General features: G+C 33.5%; 20 protein-coding genes and 1 pseudogene. 14 read left to right on the top strand and 7 right to left on the bottom strand.

From position 1 onward, the window contains the following. The first annotated feature begins 113 nt into the window (after positions 1–113). Together J6V67_RS03235 and zupT are read left to right on the top strand one after the other, a co-directional pair. Positions 114–272, top strand: coding sequence for a hypothetical protein (locus J6V67_RS03235; protein ID WP_291858685.1), 159 nt, complete (start codon positions 114–116; stop codon positions 270–272). A 591-nt stretch (positions 273–863) separates the two neighbouring features. Further along, positions 864–1,733 carry a zinc transporter ZupT gene (gene zupT, locus J6V67_RS03230; protein WP_291858682.1) on the top strand — a complete coding sequence of 290 codons (870 nt, stop codon included), beginning with the start codon at positions 864–866 and terminating at the stop codon, positions 1,731–1,733. A 36-nt stretch (positions 1,734–1,769) separates the two neighbouring features. Here the strand turns inward: zupT and J6V67_RS03225 are convergent, their stop codons facing one another. The 7 genes from J6V67_RS03225 to J6V67_RS03195 are packed head-to-tail and all read right to left on the bottom strand — an operon-like array spanning position 1,770 to position 7,471. Further along, entirely contained in the window at positions 1,770–2,036 is a 267-nt protein-coding gene (locus J6V67_RS03225) for a FlhB-like flagellar biosynthesis protein (protein WP_086224645.1), read from the bottom strand. A 1-nt stretch (position 2,037) separates the two neighbouring features. Further along, positions 2,038–3,891: a flagellar hook-length control protein FliK gene (locus J6V67_RS03220; protein ID WP_291858677.1), complete on the bottom strand. Its 1,854-nt coding sequence runs from the start codon at positions 3,889–3,891 to the stop codon at positions 2,038–2,040. Next, positions 3,872–5,092 carry an MFS transporter gene (locus tag J6V67_RS03215; protein ID WP_291858673.1) on the bottom strand — a complete coding sequence of 407 codons (1,221 nt, stop codon included), beginning with the start codon at positions 5,090–5,092 and terminating at the stop codon, positions 3,872–3,874. Before J6V67_RS03215 ends, J6V67_RS03220 begins: the two co-directional genes overlap by 20 nt. After that, on the bottom strand, positions 5,079–5,600 hold the full coding sequence (locus J6V67_RS03210) for a hypothetical protein (protein WP_291858670.1): 522 nt from the start codon (positions 5,598–5,600) through the stop codon (positions 5,079–5,081). Before J6V67_RS03210 ends, J6V67_RS03215 begins: the two co-directional genes overlap by 14 nt. Next, positions 5,597–5,848 carry an AtpZ/AtpI family protein gene (locus J6V67_RS03205; RefSeq protein ID WP_291858668.1) on the bottom strand — a complete coding sequence of 84 codons (252 nt, stop codon included), beginning with the start codon at positions 5,846–5,848 and terminating at the stop codon, positions 5,597–5,599. The genes J6V67_RS03210 and J6V67_RS03205 overlap by 4 nt, the downstream gene beginning before the upstream one ends. Continuing rightward, the gene (gene hemL / locus J6V67_RS03200) at positions 5,845–7,116 is read right to left on the bottom strand and encodes a glutamate-1-semialdehyde 2,1-aminomutase (RefSeq protein WP_291858666.1); all 1,272 of its coding nucleotides are present in this window, start codon (positions 7,114–7,116) and stop codon (positions 5,845–5,847) included. The genes J6V67_RS03205 and hemL overlap by 4 nt, the downstream gene beginning before the upstream one ends. Then, positions 7,106–7,471, bottom strand: a complete 366-nt coding sequence (locus tag J6V67_RS03195; protein ID WP_291858663.1) for a c-type cytochrome — start codon at positions 7,469–7,471, stop codon at positions 7,106–7,108. Before J6V67_RS03195 ends, hemL begins: the two co-directional genes overlap by 11 nt. Before the next feature lie 76 nt (positions 7,472–7,547). On the opposite strand from J6V67_RS03195, the gene folD reads away from it, so the two are divergent. From folD to J6V67_RS03135, 12 genes and pseudogenes are all read left to right on the top strand, one after another. Next, positions 7,548–8,399 (top strand): bifunctional methylenetetrahydrofolate dehydrogenase/methenyltetrahydrofolate cyclohydrolase FolD, encoded by an 852-nt coding sequence (folD, locus tag J6V67_RS03190; protein ID WP_291858659.1) that lies wholly within the window; start codon positions 7,548–7,550, stop codon positions 8,397–8,399. Positions 8,400–8,402: 3 nt separating this feature from the next. Continuing rightward, positions 8,403–9,236, top strand: coding sequence for a signal peptidase I (gene lepB, locus J6V67_RS03185; protein WP_291858656.1), 834 nt, complete (start codon positions 8,403–8,405; stop codon positions 9,234–9,236). Between the two features lie 88 nt (positions 9,237–9,324). After that, positions 9,325–9,775: pseudogene (gene rpiB / locus J6V67_RS03180) on the top strand (ribose 5-phosphate isomerase B). Continuing rightward, positions 9,766–10,098, top strand: coding sequence for a hypothetical protein (locus tag J6V67_RS03175; RefSeq protein WP_291858653.1), 333 nt, complete (start codon positions 9,766–9,768; stop codon positions 10,096–10,098). Before rpiB ends, J6V67_RS03175 begins: the two are co-directional and overlap by 10 nt. Positions 10,099–10,128: 30 nt before the next feature. Then, positions 10,129–10,674 carry an adenine phosphoribosyltransferase gene (locus J6V67_RS03170; RefSeq protein ID WP_291858650.1) on the top strand — a complete coding sequence of 182 codons (546 nt, stop codon included), beginning with the start codon at positions 10,129–10,131 and terminating at the stop codon, positions 10,672–10,674. 3 nt (positions 10,675–10,677) lie between these two features. Next, a complete protein-coding gene (locus J6V67_RS03165) occupies positions 10,678–11,283 on the top strand; it encodes a DedA family protein (protein WP_291858647.1) in 606 nt (201 codons plus the stop codon). Then, positions 11,273–12,742, top strand: a complete 1,470-nt coding sequence (locus J6V67_RS03160; RefSeq protein ID WP_291858688.1) for a leucyl aminopeptidase — start codon at positions 11,273–11,275, stop codon at positions 12,740–12,742. Before J6V67_RS03165 ends, J6V67_RS03160 begins: the two co-directional genes overlap by 11 nt. Next, on the top strand, positions 12,742–13,845 hold the full coding sequence (gene ychF / locus J6V67_RS03155) for a redox-regulated ATPase YchF (protein ID WP_291858644.1): 1,104 nt from the start codon (positions 12,742–12,744) through the stop codon (positions 13,843–13,845). The genes J6V67_RS03160 and ychF overlap by 1 nt, the downstream gene beginning before the upstream one ends. A gap of 433 nt (positions 13,846–14,278) precedes the next feature. After that, the gene (gene napA, locus J6V67_RS03150; RefSeq protein ID WP_291858642.1) at positions 14,279–17,056 is read left to right on the top strand and encodes a periplasmic nitrate reductase subunit alpha; all 2,778 of its coding nucleotides are present in this window, start codon (positions 14,279–14,281) and stop codon (positions 17,054–17,056) included. A 2-nt stretch (positions 17,057–17,058) separates the two neighbouring features. Continuing rightward, on the top strand, positions 17,059–17,811 hold the full coding sequence (gene napG / locus J6V67_RS03145) for a ferredoxin-type protein NapG (RefSeq protein ID WP_291858639.1): 753 nt from the start codon (positions 17,059–17,061) through the stop codon (positions 17,809–17,811). After that, on the top strand, positions 17,808–18,593 hold the full coding sequence (gene napH, locus J6V67_RS03140; protein WP_291858636.1) for a quinol dehydrogenase ferredoxin subunit NapH: 786 nt from the start codon (positions 17,808–17,810) through the stop codon (positions 18,591–18,593). The genes napG and napH overlap by 4 nt, the downstream gene beginning before the upstream one ends. Continuing rightward, a partial coding sequence (locus J6V67_RS03135; protein WP_291858633.1) for a nitrate reductase cytochrome c-type subunit occupies positions 18,590–19,057 on the top strand: 468 nt, incomplete at its 3' end. The genes napH and J6V67_RS03135, both read left to right, overlap by 4 nt.

The raw sequence follows: 19,057 nt of genomic DNA, 5'->3' as shown, positions 1-19,057 counted from the left end.
TGATGAGTGTTTGTATGTATCGTTTTTAAATTTGTACAAAATGGAGTTGTGATTGTAAGTGGGTTAGCTCTTAGATATGATAGTATTGCCTATAGGGATGCTTTAAATTTAATATGCTAACAGTTACGATTTTACCAAGTAGGAGAAAAGAGATTACCCCTAAACAAAATACTGATTTGGCAAACCAAATATCTATTAATTGCGGATTGATTATTAGTAAATATTATAAAGATGCTTTAAATTTTAAAGAACAAATGAGTGGATGTGTGTAAAGAGATAGATTACAGGCGTTATTTAACGATATGGTGGTTTTAACTACTAGCTATAGCAAAAGTGATACTAAAAAGAATAAAAAGTTAAATAGTTAGCGGTTCAAGACACATTATAAAAAAATCTAAAAATTATAGTATAAAATTTGCTGTGACATATGATGAGAAGCTCTATAATAGTAGGCTTAAATAGGGAATTTATAAATATAAAAATCATCATGATACATCTGATATAAATAAAAATATACGATAATTTAAATTTATAAGCTCTCAAAATGCTGAATTAAGCTATACTAAATTTAAGAGTATTAAATTTGAAATTCTAAATTAATAATAGATTATATTAAATAAAGATAGAGATAATAATATTAAAGAAAAGATAATATAAATTTATCTTTATAAATAATTATTTGATTTAGTTTTATTTTTTAAATTTAAAATAGTTAATATTTTCATTTTATAAGTTTTTATATTTTATTGTCATAACAAAAAATATGTAAATAAAATATAAAATTGGTAAAAGATAGAAATTTGAGTATTTTTAAAGCTAAATTTAGCTATATTAATAATAAAAATTATTGTTTGGATATATAGATGGAATTTGGTTTTATACAGCTTTTATATGCATTTTTGCTTACGCTTTTTGCTGGGTTTTCTACTTCAATTGGCGCAGTAATTGCATTTTTTAGTAAAAAGGATGATTATAGGCTTCTTAGTATTGGGCTTGGATTTAGTGCTGGAGTGATGATTTATATCTCATTTATGGAGATTTTGCCTAGTTCGATGGACGATTTTGCTAGAATTTTTGAAAGTAAAAATGCTGAGTTTATAGGACTTTTAGCATTTTTTAGTGGAATAGTTTTAACTGCTTTAATTGATAAATTTATTCCAAGTGATTTAAATCCTCATGAACCAAAAGATAGCCTTGATGAGCTCAAATTTTGCCCACTGCCAAAAAGTAATGAGCCGCGCCCAACTTATCATCCAGGAATTAGTCAAAAGAGTTTAAAGCGCTTAAAACGAACTGGGATTATTACTGCTTTTGCTATTGCGATACATAATTTTCCAGAGGGATTTGCGACATTTATTAGTAGCGTTGAGTCGTTAAGTTTTGGGCTAGCAATTGCTGGGGCTGTAGCATTGCATAATATTCCTGAAGGGCTAGCAGTTTCATTGCCAATATATCATGCTACTGGAGATAAAAAGCGAGCTTTTGCCTATTCGTGTTTATCAGGACTTGCTGAGCCTATTGGTGCAATTGTTGGAGCATTGATATTGATGCCTTTTATGAATGAGATAGTGATGGCTAGTGTTTTTGGTGTTGTTGCTGGAATTATGGTTTTTATTAGCTTTGATGAGCTTTTGCCAGCAGCTAGGAGTTATGATAAGGCACATGATAGTTTATATGGTTTAGTTGGTGGTATGGTTGTGATGGCAGTGAGCTTGATTTTACTTGGGATCTAAATTTTGGATTAAATTTAGATCCATAATTTAATTAATTTATTTTTTTATCTTAGTAGTACGATATAAAAAACTAAATACTTCAGCAACGGCTTTGTATAAATTTGGTGGAATTTCTTGATTAATATCAACTTTGCTTAGAATTTCGACTAAATCACTATCTTCTCTAATGGGAACTTTATAAATTTTGGCTGCTTCAATGATTTTATTGGCTACTTCACCTTTGCCGCTAGCTAAAACCATTGGGGCATTGTTTTTATCTTTATTATAACCTAGAGCAACTGCCTTTTTAATTTTTTTTGCCATCTTATGCCTTTTTGTTAAATCCAAAATCAAATGCCCTGTCAGCTTGATGATATGGGGCTTTTTTAGGTTTATGAGCCAAAGAAAAGCTACTAACTATTAATCCTAATCCAGTGATTGCGCTTTTTAGTTCTTTACTAGCACTTAGGATTAGGTTTTTAAATTCAGCCGTACCAGTAGCAATACTAATATCGATATATTTGTTATCGCTTAAGGCAATTACGATATCAACATTGCCAAAATGAGTAAAATTTAGATCAATTTTAGCGTAGAAACGTTTCTTTTTACCTTGTTTAAAAGCTACGCTACTACTCTCAAGTGCATCCCATGAGTATGGTAAGTATGTTTGAAGCGAATTTTGTGCATAGCTAATTAACTGGTGCATTTCGATTTGAGTTAAAAGCCTATTTATATTCTGATTTAGCGCAGCCTGATTTGGTTGATTGGCTGTGGCTTCTTTTAGGGCTAAAAGTGTGGCTTTAACATCATTTTGTAGTGTTTGAGCAGCTAGATTTTTATCATTTGGAGTGATATTTGCTATATCTGCTTTAGCTAAATTTGTAGCTTTTATCAATCCTTTTAGTTCAGCTAGATGGCTTTTAGCATCTTGGCTATTTTTATCAAAAAAGTTAATAATATTTGATAGTTTTCTAGCAGCCATAGAGAGTTTATCTTGTAGATTTAGATTATTAGCATCAGTGTTAATATGTTGTATGAAATTGCTTAAATTTGTGCTATTTTGAGATTGATTTAGACCGTTTATTAGACTTTCTAAATTTGGCGTAGATTGAGCGGTTTGTGCTATTGTGGTGCTATTGATCTGGCTTAGCTGTGTAGATTCTAGCATAGCTGAGAGGCGATTAGCACTGGCTGCTATATTGTTTGATAGCTTGAATTCTTTTATATCAAGAGCGGGATTATTTATATTGGATTTTAGTGAATTTAATTCAGCTTTGATATCTAGAAGCATTTGGCCTAGCTGTGTACTTAGAGGTTTGACATTTTTTAAATTTGGGTGGTTAAAATTAATCTGTGATAGCGAAGTTTCTATATTTTTGATTATATTTTGACCTTGATTTATAGCTCGTGATATATTTTGCTCTATTGAGAGTGAATTTTTGGGATTAGTTTGAATTTGATATGCGATTTTATCAAGGAATTTCGCCATATGTTCTAGCTTAGCATTTGCCTCTAAAAGTGGCTTAAAATTTGAATTTTGTACAATTTGGTTATTTTTTAATTTATTTTTTTGTAAAATTTCTAAAAGCGCATTAAAGCTCTCTTGTGGGCTACTTTCTTTAGCATTTGCAAGACCCATAAAGGCTAGCGTAAGATCTTTATTAGTAGTATTTTTCATCAGCGATAAAAGCTCTTTAATGCTTGATGGTAAAATTTCAGCCTTTAGAGTTTGGGCGAGTTTAGCCTCTAGCATTATGCCAGTATCTTTGATAGTTTGGGCAATGTTTGTTGTTTTAATATGTTCAACTGGCTTGATAAAACTTTCAAGCTTTGCACCAAGTTGACTTAGCTTAGGGTCTGATTTTATAGAATTTAAAAGAGAGGCTAGATCTTTGGCTAAATTTGGTGCTACTTGCGATGATTTTATCTGGGCTAAGGCATTTTGTTTATATGTTCCATCATCGATATTGGCCTTAAGTGCATTTAGTAGCTTAGAGCTAAATTTATTTAGTTCTAAATCCAGCTTAGTTTGCTCTATTACTATTCCTTGAGTAGGGCGCTTTAAAATGGTTTTGCCATCATTTAAGCTAGTTGTACTGCTAGTCTCTTTAGATGATTTTTTATCATCTTTGGTTTGGGTTGGTTGTTGGGTTGGGGTATTATTTACTATTATCATCATTTAACTCATCAAAAATCACACTATGACCACCATGGCGAGCAAATGCCACCTCTTGATCTTTGGGTACATTTTTTTGAAATGTAGCAAAGATTATTAAAAATGCCAATAGCGTAATGTAGTAATATATAAAAGCCGTAGCGCCAAATTGGTTTATTAAAAACCCTATAACTATTGTAGATAAAAATGAGCCTATTAGATAGCTAAATAGTAAAGCTCTTACAACTTCGACATAAGTAGTTTTATCCGTTACGACATCATTAGCTCTAGCTAATGCTAGTGCGTAAAGTACAAATATTCCAAAACCTAAAAAGAAAACAATAAGATATTGCAAAGCAATACCTGGGTTAATAAATATAAATATAAGGCACGCTAGAAGTGCTATGCTAGAGGCTAAAATAATAGCAAACTTTCTACCAAATTTATCAGAAATAGTTCCAAATATAGTATGTGCCATAAATCCGCCACTCATTCCAATAATTATAAAAATTCCAGCTTGTGCTGGGGTATAGCCTTGGGTTATTATAAATAGTGAAGCCATTGAGAAAAATCCATTCATTGTAAGGCCAGCAATAATGCTTGTAGCAAGTGCTAAAGGGGCTATATTGTAAATTTTAGGCAAGCTAATACTCATTGCTTTTGGTATTTTAGGTGATTTGATTTTAAGAAAATTTAATGGAATTGAACCTAAAATGATTGCAATTGTGCCAATTAAAAATACCTTCGTAGTGCTTAAATCCATACTCATAATCACAGCACCAATGGCAAAGGCGCTATAAAAGATAATTTCATAAAATCCAAGTACCCTTGAGCGAACAGAATTTGAAATCTTTTCATTTAACCAACTCTCTACAATTAATACAATACTATAATAGCAAAACCCTAGCATAAATCTTAAAATAGCCCAAAATATAAGATTTTCACTTATATCATGAAGTAGGGCTGAAATGGCAAAAAGCGCAGTAAATATAGCATAGGCTCTCATATGTCCTACATGTGAAATTAACCTATGAGATATAATTGTACAAGTAAGCGCTCCCATAAAAAAGCAAGAAGTAATAAGGCCAATTTGCGTATTTGAAGCTCCTAATTCATTTAGTAGAACTCCAGCAGAACTAACAACTAACCCACTAGCTATAAATATAAAGCTAACTCCTATAAATAAAGCACTAAGTGAGGTTATAGCTCTTTTACTTCCTGCCATAAAATACTCCAGCGCAAAATACACCAAGAGGCATTAAAGCAAGTCCGGCTAAAAATGCGATTGGTTCTAAAATTCCGTGTCTAAGCAAAACAAAAAAGGCAATAATTAAAATAAAATAGCTAAGCAGCCTAAGCGGTTTAAAAGCACCTAGAATATCTATTTTGCGAAATTTAGCCGGTTTTTTATCACTTTTGTTAGTAAAATTTTTCTCATTTAAATTTGTAATACCAGTATTTAAATTGTCTGAATTTATATCGCTATCATTGTTTTGAATTTGCTCATCTTCGCTATCTTCAAAAAGCTCAAGTTCTTGCTCGCTTAATTGATAATTAACACTTTTATTCTCAACTCTACTTTTATATCCAAAGTAGCTAGCAAATAAAATAAGCGTAGAGCAAATAAAGGCCACTTGTGAATTTAAAAGTGCAACTGCCCCAAAAGCCGAGCTAATAGCAATTAAAATAGCGTCTAAAATCAGATAAAAAAAAGCTAAATTTTTAAATTTCATTTTTTTACTTTTTTATCAAATTCAGCGTAGCTTTTTACTTGAGATTTGTAGGCTTTATATATGTTGTTTATCGCTGCGCCAACGCCTATAAAGATTCCAATACCCAATCCCCAGTTTGAACCTGTTAACTCTTTTAATCCCCAGCCAATACCAAATCCCATTAAGATCGCTACAACTATGGAGATTCCAAGACTTAGACTATCGGCTGCCTTTATAGCTGTGTTTATCTTTTTACTTTTATCACTCATAGCGCTTTAAAACTCTCTTTTATAGCTTGTGCGGTTTTGTCTAAACTAGCTTGGCTAAGCGGCTCACAAACAAAGCAAGTCTCAAACTGGCTTGGCGCTAGATAAATTCCTCTTTTTAACATTTGAGCGTGGAATTTAGCAAATCTATCTGTATCGCTTTTTAGTGCTTGAGCGTAGTTGGTTACTGGATTTTCATTAAAGAAAAATCCCCACATAGAACCTCTTACATCTATTTGTAGTGGAATACCATTTTCTTTAGCTGCTTCTTGCATTGCTTGAGTTATAAATTTGCTCTTATTTTCTAAATTAATAAATAAATTCTCATCAGCATAAATTTTATTTAGCGAGGCTAAACCAGCAGCCATTGCGACTGGATTTCCACTTAAAGTGCCAGCTTGATAAACGCCGCCAAGTGGGCTTATTAAATTCATAATTTCACCCTTTCCAGCATATGCTGCACATGGCATCCCGCCACCAATAACCTTACCAAAGGTTACTATATCAGCTTTAATTTTATTTAATCCATAGCTTCCAGTTGCGCTTGCTCTAAATCCACTCATAACTTCATCAAAAATTAGTACAGCACCTTTTTCATCGCAGATTTTTCTAAGTCCATTTAAAAACTCATCACTACCAGGCACAAGCCCCATATTGCCAGCGATTGGTTCGACGATTATAACGCCAATATCTGCGTTTTTAAAGCACTCTTCAACACTATTTAAATCATTATATTTTGCTAGGTGAGTATTTTTAACTATATCATTTGGAACACCAAGACTGCTTGAGTAACCAAATGTTGTAGCCCCACTTCCAGCTTTTACTAGCAAGCCATCGCTATGACCATGGTAGCAACCTTCAAATTTAATAATTCCATCTTTTTTGCTGTATCCGCGAGCTAATCTAATAGCGCTCATTGTAGCCTCTGTTCCGCTACTTACAAAACGAATCTTATCAAGATGTGGAAACTTAGATAGTACCAACTTAGCAAGTTCAGTTTCAAGAAGGCATGGAGCACCAAAACTTAATCCCTTTTTAGCAGCATTAATAACTGCATTTTCTATATCTTTATCGCAGTGACCAAAGATTAATGGTCCCCAGCTTAAAACATAATCAATATACTCATTACCATCAATATCATAGATAAACTCACGCTCACCTTTATCAATAATTAACGGATCAGAACCAACTGAGCCAAATGCACGAACTGGTGAATTTACCCCACCTGGGATATATTGTTGCGCTTCTAGGAATTTATCTTTATTTTTCATCTTTTTTATCCTTATTAAATGATGTTATGTATTCAAATAAATTTAAAATCTCATTTTCAGTAAGAAAATATGATGGCATAATGCCTTTTGAGTCTGTGACTGCAGATTTGAATTTATCAAATTCAAGATTATTTATGCGTGGTGCCATCAAAGATCTCTCTTCATATTTATTAGTTTTTTTATTAAATGCTTTGTATTTTACTATCAAAGCGCCATCCCCTTTGCTTCCATGGCACTTATCGCAGCCGATTCCACGAGGGTTTTTATATAGCATTTTAGCATATTCGCTCTCAGTTATAAACTCTTCACTAAAAGCAAAAGTAATAAAAAGCAAAAAAAAGCCAATAAATTTCATAAATCTCACCTGAGTTTAATTTGAATTTAGGTATGATACAATTTTTGTAATTAAAAAATGCATAAAAGGATTAAAAATGCAAATAATTGATGGTAAAGAGATAAGTAACAGAGTAAAAGAGAGAGTAAAAGCTGAAGCTATAGCTTTAAAAGATATGGGAATTACTCCAACTTTAGCAGTTATTTTAGTAGGTGAAGATAAAGCTAGTCAAACTTATGTTGCAAGTAAAGAAAAATCTACAATAGCTTGCGAAATGGGTTCAGTAGCTCATAAATTACCTGAATCTACTACTCAAGACGAGCTTTTAGCTTTGATTGAGCTTTTAAATGCAGATGATAGTATAGATGGAATTTTAGTTCAACTGCCATTACCAAAGCATATAGATAGTAATAAAATTTTAGAAGCTATTGATCCAAGTAAAGATGTGGATGGATTTCATGCTATAAATGTAGGCAAATTAAATAGCGGATTAGATGGATTTGTTCCTTGTACCCCGCTTGGCATAATGGAGCTTTTAAAAGAGTATAATATCGAAGTTAGTGGTAAAAATGCCGTAGTAGTAGGTAGAAGTAATATAGTAGGTAAGCCAATGGCAGCATTGTTGCTAAATGCAGGTGCCACAGTTACTATCGCACACTCTAAAACAAAAGATTTAGCAAAAGTTTGTCAAAATGCTGAAATTATTGTTGTAGCTGTTGGTAAGCCAAATTTCTTAACTGCTGATATGGTAAATGATGGAGCAGTGGTAATAGATGTAGGTATAAATCGTTTAGATAATGGTAAGTTAGTTGGTGATTGCGATTATGATAATGTAGCTCCAAAGTGTTCTATGATAACTCCCGTTCCAGGAGGAGTAGGGCCTATGACTATAGCGATGCTGCTTAGTAATACGCTAAAATCAGCAAAAAATAGAAAATTAAAAGGTTAAGCTTTGAGAAAAATTTTATCGAAATTCTATAATTTTTGTAGTAGTTGGACTGGAACAGTAATTATAGTTTTGTTTATAATATTTTTTATCGCTCAGGCATTTGTAATCCCTAGTGGCTCTATGAAAAATACTCTTTTAGTTGGAGATTATCTATTTGTAAAGAAATTTTCTTATGGAATTCCAACGCCACATATCCCTTTTGTAGAAATTCCAGTTTTACCAGATAGCGATGGTGATGGGCATCTAATTGCAGGTGATGGGCCAAATCGTGGTGATATTGTTGTTTTTCGCTATCCAAAAGACCCAAAAATTCATTATGTAAAGCGTAATTTTGCTACTGGAAATGACGAGGTTATATTTGCTCCAAGTGCAATGTATCTACGTCCAAGCGGTGGTGATGATGAGATAAATAGTAAATTTAAAGATGCTGATATTGTAATATTAGGTGGTAAAAGATTTATAAAAGAGCCATATAAGATGGCTGGAATTCACTATGATAATAACACTAATAAGGATAATTATGGTGGATTAGAAGCTGATACATTTACTATTGCTGGTATGGTGGATTTTGCTATGAGTGAGGTAATGATACCAGAGTTACCTAAAATTTCAGGTTTAAGTTTTAACGCATATTACTTTAAAGTACCACAAAATGAGTACTTTATGGTAGGGGATAATAGAGAAAATAGCAGTGATAGTAGATTTTGGGGTTCTGTACCTTATAAATATATAGTTGGGACGCCGTGGTTTGTATATTTGAGTTATGATGAAAACTATAAAATCCGTTGGGATCGTATCGGACGCCTAGCAAGTAGTCTAGAAGAGATGGCAAAATAGATATGTTGGCTAAGTAGATTAGCTAAAAGCCAAATTTATATCATTTTATATGATATAATCAGATAATTTTAATTTAAAGTAGGTTTAGATGAATATTTCTCAGGTTTATATAGCAAGTGATCACGCTGGATATGAGGCTAAAATGCAAGTTAAGAGTATTTTAGAAAATATGGGCGTATTGGTGATAGATTTAGGAACTGATAATGCTAAAAAATAGTGTGGATTATCCTGATTTTGCTGCTTTAGTAGCTAATAGTATTAAAAGTAATGATGAATTTGGTGTACTAATATGCGGTAGCGGGATTGGTATATCTATAGCAGCTAATCGCTTTTCTCATATACGCTGTGCTTTGGGTCATAATGCTACTATTGCAAGACTATCTAGAGAGCATAATGATGCAAATGTATTGTGTTTTGGTGCTAGAGTAGTTGGTGCTGAGATTATCAAAGATATGGTTGAAGTGTTTTTTACTACTGAATTTAGTGGCGGTAGGCATCAAAAACGAGTTGAAAAATTGGGAGTATGTCAATGTTCTTAGATTGGATTTTTTATACATTTTTTATCTGCTGTAGCCTTTATTTGGTTGTTATGGTATTTTATTATAAAACTTTACTTAAAAAAGAGCGTGCTATGCGTGATTTTGTTAAGAACAATCTAGATGATACTGAGATAATAATTCGCAAATTGCAAGTTCAGCTTCAAAGAAGCCTTGGAAATATCGATATTTTAACTGATGAATTAAATAAAATTAAAAGTGATGTAAGTAGCTTAAGAGCTAGAAATTCTCAATACAGAATAGAAAACGACAAACTAAGAGCTAGAATTAAAGAGCTTGAAGGTAAGATAGAGGCACTTTTATAGAGTTTAATTGAGTTAATAAAAGGAAAGAATATGAAAATTTTATCACCTAAGCAAAAAGAGTATTTAAGCTCAACTATTAGAAATGTTGCAGATTTTCCAAAAGCAGGGATTTTGTTTAAAGATATCACTACGCTTTTAGGCGATGCTAAGGCATTTGAGTTTTTGATAGAGCATCTTTATGAGCGATATAAGGATATGAATTTAGACTATATTGTCGGGATTGAGAGTCGCGGGTTTATCTTTGGAGCAGCACTTGCTAGTAAGCTTGGCGTGGGTTTTGTTCCGGCTAGAAAACCAAATAAACTTCCATATACTACAATTTCACAAAAATACTCACTAGAGTATGGCACTGATGAGCTGCAAATGCATATTGACGCCTTTGGTAATAAGCCCGGTGCTAATGTCTTGCTAATAGATGATTTAATTGCAACTGGTGGCACAGCTAAGGCAGCATGTGAGATGATAATAAAGCTTGGTGCAAATTTAATCGAACTTGCTTTTATTATTGATATAAATATTGGTGGGATTAAAGAGCTTGAAGGCTATGGACCTATTTATGTAGTGCTAGGGGATTAGACTATGGAAGAGTTTTTAAAAGGTCTATTATATGAGTATAAAAATTGGGCGTATCTGATTATATTTTTATGGTGTATTGCAGAGGGTGAGCTTGCGCTTATTTTGGGTGGAATTTTTGCTCATGAGGGACATGTGGATTTAGGGTTGATTATTTTTATAGCTGGTCTTGGCGGATTTGTAGGAGATCAAATTTACTTTTACATCGGTCGTTATAATAAAAAATATATTCAAAGGAAATTAACAAAGCAGCGTCGTAAATTTGCTGTAGCCCATCTGTTATTGCAAAAATTTGGTTGGCCAATAATATTTATTCAACGCTATATGTATGGATTTCGTACAGTAATTCCTATGAGTATAGGAATTACTAGATATAGTGCAAAAAAATTTGCCTTTATAAATTTAATAAGTGCTTGGGCATGGGCAGCTATTACTATACTTCTAGCTTGGCATTTTGGGCAGCTTATTTGGGCTGGAATTGATTGGGCAGAGTCTCACTGGTATCTAGCAGTACCAATTATTGGTGGTTTTTTAGCATCACTATTTTTTGGTTTAAAATATATGGAAAAAAGAATATTAAATGAAAGGAAAAATAGAAGAAATGCTTGTTGAATTAGCAGATAAAAATGTAGCTGATATTGCTGCTGATTATGAGATAATTTTTATTGTGAATAAAGATTTAGGGCATAGGTTTGTAACCGATTTAGCAGATTTTGAGTTGCATTCATATAAAGGTGATAAGCTTTTAAATTTGCCTAGTAAGAGAAAAGTTTATGTCGGAATTAAAGAACTTACCCCAAATTCTATTCGTTTAGCAAGCGCTTTGGCATTTAATGCGATAAAAGAGTTAAATATAACAAGTGTAAAGATTGCTAGTTATAGTGGAGATTGTACAAAGATTAGCTTTCAAGCGATTGCTGAGGGATTTTTACTAGCTAATTATAAATTTGATCGCTATAAAAGCGAGAAAAAAGATATTAAAATAGAAAAAATAATAATATCAACTGAGGATTATAATAGTAAAAAAATAGCCATAGATGAGGCACAAATTGGGTTAGATCATGCTCGCATTATCTCTGAGGCAACAAATTTTGTTCGTGATATAGTTAATGAAACACCTGAGATTTATACTCCGCAAAAGATGGTTCAAGATGCTAAGGATTTTTGTTTAGGGAGCGCTAATATTGAGTGCGTGGTTCATGATGAACACTACCTAAAAAGCCAAAATATGAATGCATTTTTAGCAGTTAATAGAGCATCAGTTCATCCGCCGCGCCTAATTCATTTAAAATATACTCCAAAAAATAGTATTAAAAGAATTGTATTTGTAGGTAAAGGGCTTACATATGATAGTGGTGGGCTAAGTTTAAAACCGGCTGATTATATGGTAACTATGAAAAGCGACAAAAGTGGCGCAGCAGCTGCAATGGGAATTATAAAAGCTGCTGCTAAGATGGAATTGCCATTTGAAATTCATGCAGTTTTGGGTGTAACTGAAAATATGATAGGTGGTAACGCATATAAGCCAGATGATGTATTAGTTACTAGAAGTGGCATAACTGTAGAGGTTAAAAATACAGATGCTGAAGGCAGACTAGTGTTGGCTGATTGCCTAGACTGGGCTCAAAGCCAGCTAAAACCTGAGTTGCTTATAGATATGGCGACGCTTACTGGGGCGTGCGTAGTTGGTCTTGGTGAATATACTAGTGGCGTTATGGGTAATAGTTATGAGTTGCAAAGTGAATTTAAAGATTTTGCTAGCAAAAGTGGCGAGTATTTAACAATTTTAGAGTTTAATGACCATTTAAGAGAGTTAATTAAAAGTGATATAGCAGATATATCAAATATCTCTTCAAGTAGATATGGCGGAGCAATTACGGCTGGGATATTTTTAGATAAATTTATAAAAGATGAATATAAAGATAAGTGGCTACACCTTGATATAGCTGGACCTGCATATGTGGGTAAAGCTTGGGGATGTAATCCAACTGGTGCTAGTGGCGCTGGGGTTAGAGCGTGTTTATATTATTTACAAAAATTAGCTAGAAATTATGAAAAAGGTGAAAAATAATGGGTTTATCAGTAGGTATAGTAGGATTACCAAATGTAGGTAAATCTACAACATTTAATGCATTAACCAAGGCTAGTAACGCAGAGGCGGCTAACTATCCATTTTGTACGATTGAGCCAAATAAAGCTATAGTTCCAGTACCAGATCCAAGGCTAGATGAATTAGCTAAAATTGTTCAACCAAATAAAATTCAACACTCCGTAATCGAATTTGTTGATATTGCAGGACTGGTAAAAGGTGCTAGTAAGGGTGAAGGTCTTGGGAATAAATTTCTTTCAAATATTAGAGAGACTGAAGTTATTTTACATATGGTAAGATGTTTTGATGATTCAAATGTTACACATGTAGAAAATAGTGTTGATCCAATTAGAGATATTGAAATTATTGAGACAGAACTTATTTTAGCAGATATTGAACAGCTTACTAAAAAAATAGAAAGATTAACTAAAGAGGCTAAATCAAATGTAAAGGGCGCTAAAGAGAGTCTAGAGTGCGCTAAAGCACTATCTGAACATCTTGATAGCGGCAAAAGCGCAGCAACTTTTAGTGAGTTTGATAGTGATGTTTTTATAGCTTTAAATAAAGAACTTAGACTTCTTTCTGCTAAAGAGGTGATATATGGCGCTAATGTTTATGAAGATGAGATAGCTATTGATAACGAATATGTAAAAAAAGTAAAAGAGTATGCTAAAGAGCGAGGTGCAGAAGTAATTAAACTTTGCGCTAAAATAGAAGAAGAGTTAATTGGCCTTGATGATACTGAGGCTAAAGAGATGCTAGAGAGCTTGGGGGCTAGTGAGAGTGGATTAGAGTGTATTATCCGTACAGCATTTGCTAAGCTTGGATTAATTAGCTACTTTACCGCAGGAGTAGTAGAAGTAAGAGCTTGGACAATCTGCAAAGGATGGAAAGCACCAAAAGCAGCAAGTGTCATACATAATGATTTTGAACGTGGGTTTATCAGGGCTGAAGTAATTAGCTATGACGATTATATAGCTTGTGGTGGAGAGGCTAAAGCTAAAGAAGCTGGAAAGATGCGCCTAGAAGGAAAAGATTATATTGTAAATGATGGCGATGTGATGCATTTTAGGTTTAATGTGTGAATTTTGTCTGAATTTAGAGTGATCTAAATTCAGATTTTCCTATTATCTTCCTTTTTTATTTCTACTCTTAAAATTAATCTAAAATTAAAAAATTATCTTATAAATATTAAAAATTTATAAATTATTGTATAAATTTAGTTAAATTATTAAATTTATAGCTATATATAATTTTATAATTTTACTAAAAATTTATGATAATAGATATCAATTATTTTATAAATTTAAAATATTTAAATTTATAATTATTAGTAATAAATATCGATTTTACCATATATTTTTTGATTTTAATAAAAATATAAAAAGAGTATTAAAGTCTAAATTTAATTAAAATATATTATATAAATAATTATATATATCAAAAAATTTTAAGTAGTAAAATACAAATAAATGTATATAATAACACCAATTCTACATTATTTTAGAAAGGTCGAACATGGATAGACGAGATTTTATTAAAAGCTCAGCTGTTGCAGCTGCTTGTTCAGCAGCTGGTCTTACTGCGCCTAGCGCACTAAGTGCTGCTAGCAAAGAACAAGATTGGCGTTGGGATAAAGCAGTATGTAGATTCTGTGGTACTGGTTGTGGTATTGTTGTGGCTACAAAAGATGGTAAAATCGTTGCTGTAAAAGGCGATCCACTAGCTCCAGTAAATCGTGGTCTAAACTGTATTAAAGGTTACTTTAATGCTAAGATTATGTATGGTGAGGATAGAATTACTAAGCCGCTTCTAAGAGTTAACTCTAAAGGTGAATTTGATAAAAATGGTAAATTCGTTGAGGTTAGCTGGAAACGTGCGTTTGATGAGATGGAAAAACAGTTTAAAAAAGCTTATAATGAGCTTGGACCAACTGGTATTGGCGTATTTGGCTCAGGTCAATATACAATTCAAGAAGGTTATTCAGCTGTTAAGCTAATTAAAGGTGGTTTCCGTTCAAATAATATTGACCCAAATGCTAGACACTGTATGGCGAGTGCTGTTGTAGGTTTTATGCAAACATTTGGTATAGATGAACCAGCTGGTTGTTATGATGATATTGAATTAACTGATACAGTGGTATGTTGGGGTGCAAATATGGCAGAGATGCATCCGGTACTATGGGCAAGGGTAAGTGATAGAAAACTACAAAGCCCTAATAATGTAAAAGTTATTAACCTATCTACATTCTCAAATAGAACTTCAAACATAGCTGATATTGAGATTATATTTAGACCTCAAACAGATCTAGCTATTTGGAACTATATTGCTAGAGAGATTGTATATAATCACCCAGAAGCGATTGATGAAAAATTTGTAAAAGAACACTGTACATTTACAACTGGTCCAGTTGATATTGGCTATGGTATGAGATCAAATATTAATCACCCTAAATATTTGCCAAGCGAGCTTGATACTGCTGCAAAAGAGAAATCAAAAGTATTAACAGAGGCTGAGGGTGTAACTTTGGCATATTTAGGTATGAAAGCTGGTGATACAATAGAGAATAAAAATACAGCTGCTCCAGATGCACATTGGCAAATTTCTTTTGAAGATTTCAAAAAAGCTTTAGCTCCGTATACTCTTGACTTTGTAGCTAAACTAGCAAAAGGTGATGATAATGAAGATTTAGAAGAGTTTAAGAAAAAACTTCAAACTCTAGCAAACTACTATATAGATAAAAAACGCAAAGTAGTAAGCTTTTGGACAATGGGTATGAATCAACATACTCGTGGTACATGGGTAAATGAGCAAAGCTATATGGTACACTTCTTACTAGGTAAACAAGCTAAACCAGGTAATGGTGCGTTCTCTTTAACTGGTCAACCAAGTGCTTGTGGTACAGCTAGAGAAGTTGGTACATTTTCACACCGCTTACCAGCAGATATGGTTGTTGCAAACCCTAAACATAGAGAGATTACAGAAAAAATTTGGAAACTTCCAGCAAAAACTCTAAATCCAAAACCAGGTGCGCCATATATGAAAATTATGCGTGACCTAGAAGATGGTAAAATTAAATTTATTTGGGTACATGTAAATAACCCATGGCACAATACTGCAAATGCTAATCACTGGATTAAAGCAGCACGTGATATGGATAACTTTATCGTAGTAAGTGATCCATATCCAGGTATTAGTGCTAAAGTAGCTGACCTTATTTTACCAACTGCTATGATTTATGAAAAATGGGGCGCATATGGTAACGCTGAGCGTAGAACTCAACACTGGAGACAACAAGTACTTCCAGTAGGTGAGGCTATGAGTGATACATGGCAAATGATGGAATTTAGTAAACGCTTTAAGCTAAAAGAGGTTTGGGGTGAGAAAAAAATAGATGATAAACTTACAATCCCAAGCGTACTAGATGAAGCGGCTAAATTTGGCTATACTCCAGAATCAACTCTTTATGATGTATTATTTGCAAATGCAGAAGCTAAATCATATAGCGCAGATGATGCGGTTATGAATGGATTTGATAATACTGAAGTTCATGGTGATAGCAGAAATGTAGTTGGCAGTGATGGCGATGTATTTAAAGGTTATGGCTTCTTTGTTCAAAAATATCTATGGGAAGAGTATAGAAAATTTGGTGTAGGCCACGCTCATGACTTGGCAGATTTTGATACATATCATAAAGTTAGAGGCTTAAGATGGCCAGTTGTCGATGGTAAAGAAACTCAATGGAGATTTAATACTAAATACGATGTATATGCTAAAAAAGCTGCTCCAGATAGCGATTTTGCATTCTACGGCAATGCAGGCGCAGCGCTTCCAAGCGGAAATTTAGCAAAAGTAACAAATTCTGAAAAGACATCTATTAAAAATAGAGCCAAAATATTCTTTAGACCATTTATGGACGCTCCTGAAACACCAAATAAAGAGTATCCATTATGGTTATGTACAGGCAGGGTTTTAGAGCACTGGCATAGTGGTACTATGACAATGCGTGTTCCTGAGCTATATCGTGCTGTTCCTGAGGCGCTTTGCTATATGAATGAAGAAGATGGTAAAAAACTTGGTGTAGCTCAAAATGATGTTGTATGGGTAGAAAGTCGTCGTGGCAAAGTAAAAGCTAGAGTAGATTTCCGTGGTAGAAATAAACCACCAGTAGGTCTAGTATATGTGCCATGGTTTGATGAAAATGTCTATATTAATAAAGTTTGTCTAGATGCTACATGTCCATTATCTAAACAGACAGACTTTAAAAAATGTGCTGTAAAAGTTTATAAGGCGTAAAAATGCAAAGGCGAGATGCTATAAAGACGGGTTTTAGTTTAGTTGGACTTTTAGCTGCTAGTTCTTTTATTTATAAAGAGTATGCAAATGCTAAGCCTGTACTTAAACTGCGTCCGCCTGCAGCTTTAGATGAAGATGAGTTTTTAACTCGTTGCATTAGATGCGGGCTATGTGTTGAGGCGTGTCCTTTTGATACGCTGAAATTAGCTGAATTTAAAGATAGTGGCGTAGGTATAGGAACTCCATTTTTTACTCCAAGAGATGTTCCATGCTATATGTGTGAGGATATACCTTGTGTAGTCGAGTGTCCAACTGAGGCGTTAGATCCTAAGTTAGTCACAAAAGATGGAGCTTTAGATATCAATATGGCCAAAATGGGTGTAGCAGTTGTTGATGAGAAAAACTGTGTAGCGTATTTTGGAATCCAGTGCGATGCGTGTTATCGTGCGTGTCCATTGATAGATAAAGCTTTATGGATAGATTATAAACGCAATGAAAGAACAGGTAAACACGCTTTCTTGCTGCCTATAGTTGATAGTGATTATTGTACAGGATGTGGCAAGTGTGAATTAGCATGCATAACTGATAAAGCTGCGATAACTGTACTGCCAAGAGATATGGTAATTGGTAAAGTAGGCGACAACTATGTAAAAGGTTGGGTAGAAGGTGATGATGCAAAACTAAAAGATGTTGATACTAAGATGCATCTAGATAGTAAAAAAGGCATTAAATATCTAAATGAGGATGAGCTATGAAATTTACAGTTGCTAGAAGAGTAGTTCAATTAACTATTTTAGGGTTATTTATAGCTGGTAATATATATGGCGTTAATATCTTAAAAGGCAATTTAAGTAGCTCAGAGATTTTTGGCGTAATAGGTCTTAGCGATCCATATGCTCTACTTCAGTTATTTTTAGCTGGATTTAGTATAGGTAGCGTAAGCGTAATTGGTGCTTTGATTATGGTTGTTTTTTATGCTTTGATAGCGCCTAGAGCGTTTTGTTCTTGGGTCTGTCCGGTAAATATTTTAACAGATTTTGGTGCATACATAAGAACAAAGCTAAAAATTGGTAAAAACTTAATCAATATAAGTTCAAATTCAAGATACTATCTATTTGCGCTGAGCTTGATATTTAGCTTTATATTTAGCATAGCAGCCTTTGAAAGTATAAGCTATATAGGGGCTTTTACTAGAGGTGTTGTATATCTTAGTGGATCGGCTATTAGTATAGCTATCATAATTATTTGTATAGAGGCTTTTTTAGGTAAGCGATTAATATGTGGTCATTTATGTCCTTTGGGAGCATTTTGGGCATTAGTTAGTAGATTTAGCTTAATACGCATCTATCACAACAGTAAAAATTGCACTCATTGCAATAAGTGCAAAGTTGTTTGTCCAGAGATGCAAGTCTTGGATATAGTAGGTAAGCAAAGCGGCAATATAAGAAGTGAGTGTATAAGTTGCGGACGTTGTGTAGAGGCTTGCGATGATGATGCACTTAATTTTAGTATATTAAAATTTAGGAGAGAACAATGAAAAAGGGTTTGCAAAATATTTTACTTAGTGCGACTGCAGCACTAGTTTTAGCAGCTTGTAATTTGAGCACAGGACAAGGCTCAGCAGTAGAAGATACACAAATTGGCCTTAGAAGTGTGGAACTTAAAGATGAAGCTAATGTAAAAAATCCAGTAATTACTTGGAAAGGCGATCTGCCAGGTAGCAATGAAGTATATGAAAGAAGCTATGAAAATGCTCCGCCATTAATTCCACATAGCTTGGAGGGTTTGTTGCCTATTACAATAGAGTCTAATATGTGTTTGACATGCCACACGCCAGAAACAGCTAAAGAAATGGGTACAATTCCAGCTCCACAAAGTCACTATATGTACCTATCAACTGGTAAAAAAACAAAAGAGCTAAATACAGAAAGATTTAACTGCGTTCAATGTCACGTACCACAAGCAGATGCTGAACCGCTAGTTAAAAATAACTTTGAAGCT

Origin of the sequence: Campylobacter sp., from assembly GCF_017646085.1 — a bacterium.
Classification (GTDB): Bacteria; Campylobacterota; Campylobacteria; order Campylobacterales; family Campylobacteraceae; genus Campylobacter.
This window is presented reverse-complemented; position numbering and strand designations above follow the sequence as displayed.